The sequence below is a fragment of the Stenotrophomonas sp. 10N36 genome, assembly GCF_056395005.1.
In genome coordinates, this window is the sequence record NZ_JBFTIS010000014.1 from 83985 (window position 1) to 91060 (window position 7076).

7 protein-coding genes are annotated in these 7076 nt (G+C 68.2%); 4 read left to right on the forward strand and 3 right to left on the reverse strand.

The window, feature by feature from the left end; genetic code table 11:
* Positions 1-120: 120 nt before the first annotated feature.
* From glmM to AC1DCJ_RS14185, 3 genes are all read right to left on the reverse strand, one after another.
* Positions 121-1485, reverse strand: a complete 1365-nt coding sequence (gene glmM, locus AC1DCJ_RS14175) for a phosphoglucosamine mutase (protein WP_478071243.1) — start codon at positions 1483-1485, stop codon at positions 121-123.
* Positions 1485-2369 carry an acetyl-CoA carboxylase, carboxyltransferase subunit beta gene (gene accD / locus AC1DCJ_RS14180; RefSeq protein ID WP_128095396.1) on the reverse strand — a complete coding sequence of 295 codons (885 nt, stop codon included), beginning with the start codon at positions 2367-2369 and terminating at the stop codon, positions 1485-1487. The genes glmM and accD overlap by 1 nt, the downstream gene beginning before the upstream one ends.
* A 735-nt stretch (positions 2370-3104) precedes the next feature.
* The gene (locus tag AC1DCJ_RS14185) at positions 3105-4055 is read right to left on the reverse strand and encodes a chemotaxis protein (protein ID WP_038688425.1); all 951 of its coding nucleotides are present in this window, start codon (positions 4053-4055) and stop codon (positions 3105-3107) included.
* A 105-nt stretch (positions 4056-4160) separates the two neighbouring features.
* Between AC1DCJ_RS14185 and flgA the strand changes: the two genes are divergently transcribed.
* The 4 genes from flgA (at position 4161) to AC1DCJ_RS14205 (ending at position 6875) form a co-directional block, all read left to right on the forward strand.
* Complete coding sequence (flgA, locus tag AC1DCJ_RS14190; protein ID WP_038688424.1) at positions 4161-4811, forward strand: flagellar basal body P-ring formation chaperone FlgA; 651 nt, start codon at positions 4161-4163, stop codon at positions 4809-4811.
* Between the two features lie 109 nt (positions 4812-4920).
* On the forward strand, positions 4921-5223 hold the full coding sequence (gene flgM, locus AC1DCJ_RS14195) for a flagellar biosynthesis anti-sigma factor FlgM (protein WP_038688422.1): 303 nt from the start codon (positions 4921-4923) through the stop codon (positions 5221-5223).
* A 2-nt stretch (positions 5224-5225) separates the two neighbouring features.
* On the forward strand, positions 5226-5558 hold the full coding sequence (locus AC1DCJ_RS14200; protein ID WP_463272645.1) for a flagellar protein FlgN: 333 nt from the start codon (positions 5226-5228) through the stop codon (positions 5556-5558).
* A gap of 177 nt (positions 5559-5735) precedes the next feature.
* Complete coding sequence (locus AC1DCJ_RS14205) at positions 5736-6875, forward strand: ATP-binding protein (protein ID WP_392732944.1); 1140 nt, start codon at positions 5736-5738, stop codon at positions 6873-6875.
* Positions 6876-7076 lie beyond the last annotated feature (201 nt).

The window sequence follows — 7076 nt, forward strand, 5'->3', positions numbered from 1 at the left end:
ATGCGCTGGCGTTGGAGGCGCTTCAGCCGGGCAGAGCCCGGCTCTACGTGACTGCTCAACGCAGCCCACCGACGGTGGAGCAGCCGACCAACGGTCGACTCTACCGCGTGGTGGCTGTTCTCAGGCGGCTGCCGCCTTCACCGCGCCGGACAGGTTGTCCAGCGTGGACTGCATCAGCTCGGCGGTGTCGGCCTCGACGGTGACACGCACCACCGGCTCGGTGCCGGACGGACGCAGGAACGCGCGGCCGCGGCCCTTCACCGCCTGCTGCGCAGCGACCAGTGCGGCCTGCACGGTATCGGCCTGCACGATGGCCTTGGCCGAGACGTCACCCAACCGCACGTTCACGGTCTTCTGTGGCACCCGGCTCAGGTCCTGCAGCGAGGCGCGCAGGGTGCGGCCTTCGCGACGCAGCACTTCCAGCACCTGCAGCGCGCTGACGATGGCATCGCCGGTGGTGGCACGGTCCAGGCACAGCAGGTGGCCGGAGGCTTCGCCACCGAGCACGCCGCCGCCTTCCACCAGCGCCTGGTGCACGTAGCGATCGCCCACGTTGCTGCGCACGAACGGCAGGCCGAGACGCTCCAGCGCCTGTTCCAGGCCGAAGTTGGTCATCAGCGTGCCGACGACCGGACCGCGCAGGCGACCATTGCCTTTCCAGGACGCCGCCAGCACGTACAGCAGGTCGTCGCCGTCGACCGGGTTGCCCTGGTCGTCGGCCATCAGCACGCGGTCGCCATCGCCGTCGAAGGCGATGCCCAGATCGGCACCGACCTCACGCACCTTGTTGGCGAGGTTGTCGATGTGCATCGAGCCGACGCCATCGTTGATGTTCACCCCGTTGGGCTCGGCACCGATGGTGACCACCTCCGCGCCCAGCTCGCGGAACAGCAGCGGGGCGATGTGGTAGGTGGCGCCGTGCGCGCAGTCGAGCACGATCTTCAGCCCGCGCAGGTCGAAGCTGCGCGGCACGCTGGCCTTGCAGAATTCGATGTAGCGGCCCACCGCGTCGCGCGCGCGCATGGCCTTGCCGAGGCGGTCGGACTCAGCGGTGGTGAAATCGCCGTCCAGCGCCGCTTCCAGGGCCAGTTCGGTGGCGTCGTCGAGCTTCTCGCCATCGGCGGAGAAGAACTTGATGCCGTTGTCGTAGTGCGGGTTGTGCGAGGCACTGATGACGATGCCGGCGTCGGCGCCCAGGGTGCGGGTGAGGAACGCGACGGCCGGGGTCGGCATCGGGCCGAGCAGCTGCACGTCCACGCCGCCGGCCACCAGGCCCGCTTCCAGCGCGGCTTCGAACATGTAGCCGGAAATGCGCGTGTCCTTGCCGATCACCACCACCGGGCGGTGCCCGGGGCGGTGGCCATTACGTTCGGTCAGTACGCGGCCGAGCGCATTGCCCAGGCGCAGCACGAAATCGGCGGAGATCACGCCCTGGCCGACGCGGCCACGGATGCCGTCGGTGCCGAAATACCGGCGCGTACCCATCAGGCGACCTCGTCGGCAACCGGCGCCGGCTGGCGGCCGAGCATGGCCAGCAGGTCGGACAGGCGCTCACGCATTTCGCGGCGGTCGCAGATCTGGTCGATGGCACCGTGTTCGAGCAGGAACTCCGAGCGCTGGAAGCCTTCGGGCAGTTTTTCGCGCACGGTCTGTTCGATCACGCGCGGGCCGGCGAAGCCGATCAGCGCCTGCGGTTCGGCGATGTTGATGTCGCCCAGCATCGCAAACGAGGCCGAGACGCCGCCGGTGGTCGGGTGGGTCAGGACCGAGATGTACGGCAGGCCGGCCTCACGCAGCTTGCCCAGCGCGGCCGAGGTCTTGGCCATCTGCATGAGCGAGAACAGGCCTTCCTGCATGCGCGCGCCGCCGCTGGCGGAGAAGCAGACGTAGGGGGCGCCGATTTCGACGGCCTTTTCAGCGGCCAGCGAGAAGCGTTCGCCGACGACCGAGCCCATCGAGCCGCCCATGAAGGCGAAGTCGAAGGCGGAGGCGACCAGCGGGCGGCCCTTCATCAGGCCCTGCATGGCGATCAGGGCGTCGTACTCGCCGGTGTTCTTCTGCGAGGCCTTGATGCGCTCGATGTACTTTTTCTGGTCCTTGAACTTGAGCAGGTCGGTCGGGCCCAGCCGCGCACCGATTTCGGTGGTGCTGTCGGCGTCGAACAGGGCGGCCAGGCGCGCGCGCGCGCGGATCGCCATGTGGTGGCCGCACTTGGGGCAGACTTCCAGGTTCTCTTCCAGCTCAGGTCCGTACAGTGCGCTGCCGCAGTTGCTGCACTTTTCCCACAGGCCCTCGGGGACGCTGCGCTTTTTGCTGGGGACGTTGTCGGTGCGGATGCCAGACGGCATCAACTTGCTGAGCCAACTCATGCGGGATGCTACTTCCGTTCAGGGCGGCCCGAAGGCCGCAAAGGCGGACAGTCTAGCTCAGGCCCTCCCCACCCGTGCACCCCCTGCCGGGTGCGGCGGCGGACGGTAAAACCGTGCTGTGACGTATGTTTAGGAGCGGGCGACGGCGGTCTCCTGCCGGGATTTCGACGTTCTCACGGCAACACCAGCGCCTTGGTCGTGTCGCGGGAGGCAGGCGGGCAGCCGCACCCGGGACACGCACGTRAACCCATCCCTGGGGGCTCGTGGGCGCCATCCATGGCRCCCAACGGTCCCGGCGGGCTCTGCCGACCCGCGCCCGGACGTGTCTGCGTCGCCGGAAGGAAGGGCACAGCCGGCTTCGGGGGGAGGTAGTGCCGGCCGCTGGCCGGCAACGCCTGCTGCGCAGGCGCGTAGAGCCGGGCTCTGCCCGGCTGACTCACGCTGACGCCCACAAAAAAGCCCAGCAGGGGCTGGGCGTGATGATGAAACGATGCCGCGTTGTACCGGGGAACGGAATGGAAGGGGCGCCAAGGTAGAGCCGAGCGTTGCTCGGCTGCTTCACCTCAGCCCCAATAGATAAGCGGGCGCCGACCCACTGTCAGGGGGCGGGGTGGGTGGGGTTGCGGGGCCCTGAGCCGCATGGATGCGGCGACGGAGCTTACAAGGACGTACTTGCAGCGTGCCCCGCGGCCCCACCCAGCCCGACCCGGCCTCAGCGAACCGACCACCCCGCGATCAAGCCGCCATCGCCACCTTCCGCAAACGATCCAGCACGAAATCGGCCAGTTCGTGCGGGGAATACTTGGCCACGAACGCGTTGGCGCCCACCCGCTCGACCATCGCATTGTTGAAGACGCCCGACAGCGAGGTGTGCAGCAGCACGTACAGCCCGGCCAGGCCGGGGTGGCGACGGATTTCCGTCGTAAGCGTGTAGCCGTCCATCGCCGGCATCTCGATGTCCGAGATCACCATGGCATAGCGCTCGGCCGGGTTCTCGCCCGAGGCGTGGATCTGGATCAGGTGGTCCAGCGCCTGCTTGCCGTCGGACAGCAGCGTCGCGCCTACCCCCAGCTGGTCCAGCACGCTGCGGATCTGCTGGCGTGCCACCCGCGAATCGTCCACCACCAGCACCTGCAGCTGCGGCCCGTCGGAGGGCAGCGACTGGGCGAGCGACGGGTCCAGCACCGCCTCGCCGCGCACCTGGGCGATGTCGGCCAGCACGCTTTCCACGTCGATCACCTGAATCAGCTCGCCCTGGAACCGCGTGACCGCGGTCAGATAGCTCGACTCGGCCCCCAGTTCCGGCGGCGGGTGGATGTCTTCCACCGCGATGTTGACGATCCGTTCCACCCCGCTGACCAGGAAGCCCTGGATCGAGCGGTTGAACTCGGTCACCACCAGGTAGCCCGGGGCCTTGTCCGCGTCCGGTTCCCGTTCGGGGTGGCCGATGGCCAGGCCCAGGTCCAGCACCGGTACCGAGCGGCCGCGTACATCGGCCACGCCGGCAAACTGGCTGGGCAGTCCGGGTACCTGGAACAGGTCCGGACGGCGCAGGACTTCCTGCACCTTGAACACATTCACGCCAAAAAGCTGGCGTCCGCCGAGCCGGAACAGCAGCAGGGCCAGACGATTGTGGCCGGCCAGGCGTGTACGCTGGTCGATGCGGTTGAGCAGGTCATGTGACATGGAAGGGGTATCGGCGCCAGCGCGGTCGACTTGAGGGCCCGGCACGCCCGCGTCCGGCACGCCGCTTGCAGGACGCTGCCCATGTGCCTTGCCCCTGGAGTCGCCATGCGTTGGATCATTCTTGCCCTGCTTGCCCTTGCCGGCGCACCTGCGTCTGCCGCCGGTGCCTGGCAGCCGGTGGACAGCATCCGCGCCGCCGCGCTGTCGACCCTGCCGGCCGGCAGCGAAGGCGACACCACCCTCGATTCGGCGTTGCGCCTGCCCATCTGCGGGCAGGGCCTGCGCGCCCAGCCCACCGGCACCACCACAGTAGAAGTGAGCTGCCCGGATGCCGGCGGCTGGCGGCTGTTCGTGCCGGTCAAGATCCGCCGCAACCAGACCGTGCTCATTCTCAACCGCGGCATCGCCGCTGGAGAAACCATCGCCCTGGCCGATATCACGACTGCCCAGCGTGACGTGGCCCGGATTGCCGGGGCGGCGCTGGCCGATCCGGCCGCCGCGGTCGGGCGGGTTGCCCGGCGCACCTTGAGTGCCGGCAGCCTGCTCGCCGCCAACGACCTGGTCGCCCAGCGCCTGGTGCGCCGGGGCGACAGCGTGGCGCTGGTCTCGCGCTTTGGCGGGGTGGAAGTCCGCGTGGCCGGCAAGGCGTTGGCCGATGCCGGTGAAAATGAACGTGTTTCGGTGGAGAATCTGTCCTCACGCAAGGTCGTGCAGGGTACGGTGGCCACCAATGGCGACGTTTTTGTGACGCGCTGAGCACATTGCTGAACCTGCGGCGGAATTCGTCAAAAAAACCGCAGAACCCCCTAAAGATGGCGGTCCCCGTGCCGTTATCCCTTGTGAACCGCAATCCCAGGACAACTTCATGAGCCAGAAAATCGACGGCAACCTGCAGGCCACCGCCCATCTGCGCAGCGTCGCGCTTGGCAGCAAGCCGGCAGCCAGCACCGATGGCCCGACCCGTCCGGTCGAGGCTGCCGACAGCCTGCGCCTGACCGGCGAGGCCACCAGCCTGCAGGCCATGCAGCGCGAACTGAGCACCGCCCCGGCCATCGATGCCGGCCGCGTGCAGGCCGTGCGCGAGTCGCTGCAGAACGGCACCTACAAGATCAACCCCGATGCCATTGCCTCGCGCATGCTCGAGCTGGACCAGCAGCTGCAGGGATGAACCTGGCGATGAGCGAGCCATTGCAGCGCCTCAGCGATGCCTTGGACGTCGAACGCCAGGCATTGGTGGAGCATGACGTGCAGGCGTTGATCCGCGCCACCGGGGCCAAGCTCGACGCGCTGCGTGCGCTCGAAGCCACGCTGCCGGTCGGGCAGGGCGAACGCCTGCAGGAGCTGGCCGAGCGCAACCGCGCCAACGGCGTACTGCTCTCGCGCCGCCGCCGCGAGGTCAACTGGGCGTTGCGCCAGTTGGGCCGCAGCGAAGCCTCCTCGGCGTACGACGCCAAGGGCCAGGCCAACATTCTGCATACGCGGCGGCCGCTGGCCGTCGCCTGATCCGGCCCCTCGCGGGCCGCTGCGCGTGCACGGGCTGCCGTCACGCATGTCAACGCGTATATTGGGCGCCTGTTTAGACTGCCCGATGTGACCGTGACCGCTTCTTCCAACCTTGTCACCGCACCGCTGCCGCCGCAGCCGGTCCTGCTTGCCCTGTTCGAGCGGGTCAACGAAGGCATGCTGTTGTTCCGCGAGGATGGCAGCGTGGCCCTGGCCAATGCCGCGGTCAGCGAAATGCTCGGCCACGCCGAAGATGCCGCCGGCCTGGGCGCGGCGCAATGGCTGCGCCAGCTGCTGCCGCCGGACGCGCTGGAGCACGCCCGCCAGCACGGCCACTGGAACGGCAGCCTGCCGGTCGGCGAGCGCATGGTCATCGCCCACGTCTACCACCACGAGGACGCAGGCCAGCGTCACTACCTGGCACTGTTCCGCCGCATTGAAGGCCAGGAAGACTACGAGCGCGAACTGCAGCAGCGCCATGCCGAGCTGCGCCAGGCGTACCTGCGCCTCAACGGCACCCAGGAAAAACTGCTGCAGTCGGAGAAGATGGCCTCCATCGGCCAGCTGGCCGCCGGCGTGGCGCACGAGATCAACAACCCGATCGGTTACGTGCACTCCAACCTGGGCAGCCTGCAGGAGTACCTGCGCAGCCTGTTCACCGTGATCGAAGCGTACGAGCGCGCCCTGCGCGCGCCGGACCCGAAGGCGCTGATCCCGGAAATCGACGATATCCGCACCCGCTTCGACATCGACTTCATCAGCCGCGACCTGCCGCAGCTGATGGCCGAGTCGCGCGAGGGCATCGAGCGGGTCACCCGGATCGTGCGCGACCTGAAGGACTTCTCGTACTCCGGCCGCGACGAATCGTGGAAGCTGGTCGACCTGCATGCCGGGCTTGAGTCCACCATCAACATCATCTGGAACGAGCTCAAGTACAAGGTGACCCTGCAGCGCGAATTCGGCCAGTTGCCGCTGGTGGAATGCCTGCCGTCCGAGCTCAACCAGGTGTACATGAACCTGCTGCTCAACGCCGGCCATGCGATCGCCGATCGCGGCACGATCACGGTGCGCACCGGCGTGGACGGCGACCACGTGTGGGTGGAGTTCGAAGACACCGGCGGCGGCATCTCGCCGGACCTGCGCCAGCGCATCTTCGACCCGTTTTTCACCACCAAGCCGGTGGGCAGCGGCACCGGCCTGGGCCTGTCGATCTCCTACAGCATCGTCAACAAGCACCACGGCCGCATCGACCTGGACAGCACCCCCGGCGTAGGCTCCAGGTTCCGCCTGGTACTGCCGATCAAGCAGCCGCGCTGACCACGTAGAGCCGGGCTCTGCCCGGCTGCCGACGCACCAGCCGACCGTTGATCGGCCACCGATGTACCCACCGAGGGTAGAGCCGACCGTTGGTCGGCTGCCGATGCACCCAACGGGTAGAGCCGACCGTTGGTCGGCTACCGACGCACCCGCCGGTGGTAGAGCCGACCGTTGGTCGGCTGCTTCAGGACGTCCCTGCGC

What these genes read in the sequence shown, in the direction of transcription:
- accD (WP_128095396.1), bottom strand. Translation starts at nt 2,369, where the DNA reads ATGAGTTGGCTCAGCAAGTTGATGCCGTCTGGCATCCGCACCGACAAC.
- AC1DCJ_RS14185 (WP_038688425.1), bottom strand. Translation starts at nt 4,055, where the DNA reads ATGTCACATGACCTGCTCAACCGCATCGACCAGCGTACACGCCTGGCC.
- AC1DCJ_RS14205 (WP_392732944.1), top strand. Translation starts at nt 5,736, where the DNA reads ATGCTGTTGTTCCGCGAGGATGGCAGCGTGGCCCTGGCCAATGCCGCG.
- flgM (WP_038688422.1), top strand. Translation starts at nt 4,921, where the DNA reads ATGAGCCAGAAAATCGACGGCAACCTGCAGGCCACCGCCCATCTGCGC.
- flgA (WP_038688424.1), top strand. Translation starts at nt 4,161, where the DNA reads ATGCGTTGGATCATTCTTGCCCTGCTTGCCCTTGCCGGCGCACCTGCG.
- glmM (WP_478071243.1), bottom strand. Translation starts at nt 1,485, where the DNA reads ATGGGTACGCGCCGGTATTTCGGCACCGACGGCATCCGTGGCCGCGTC.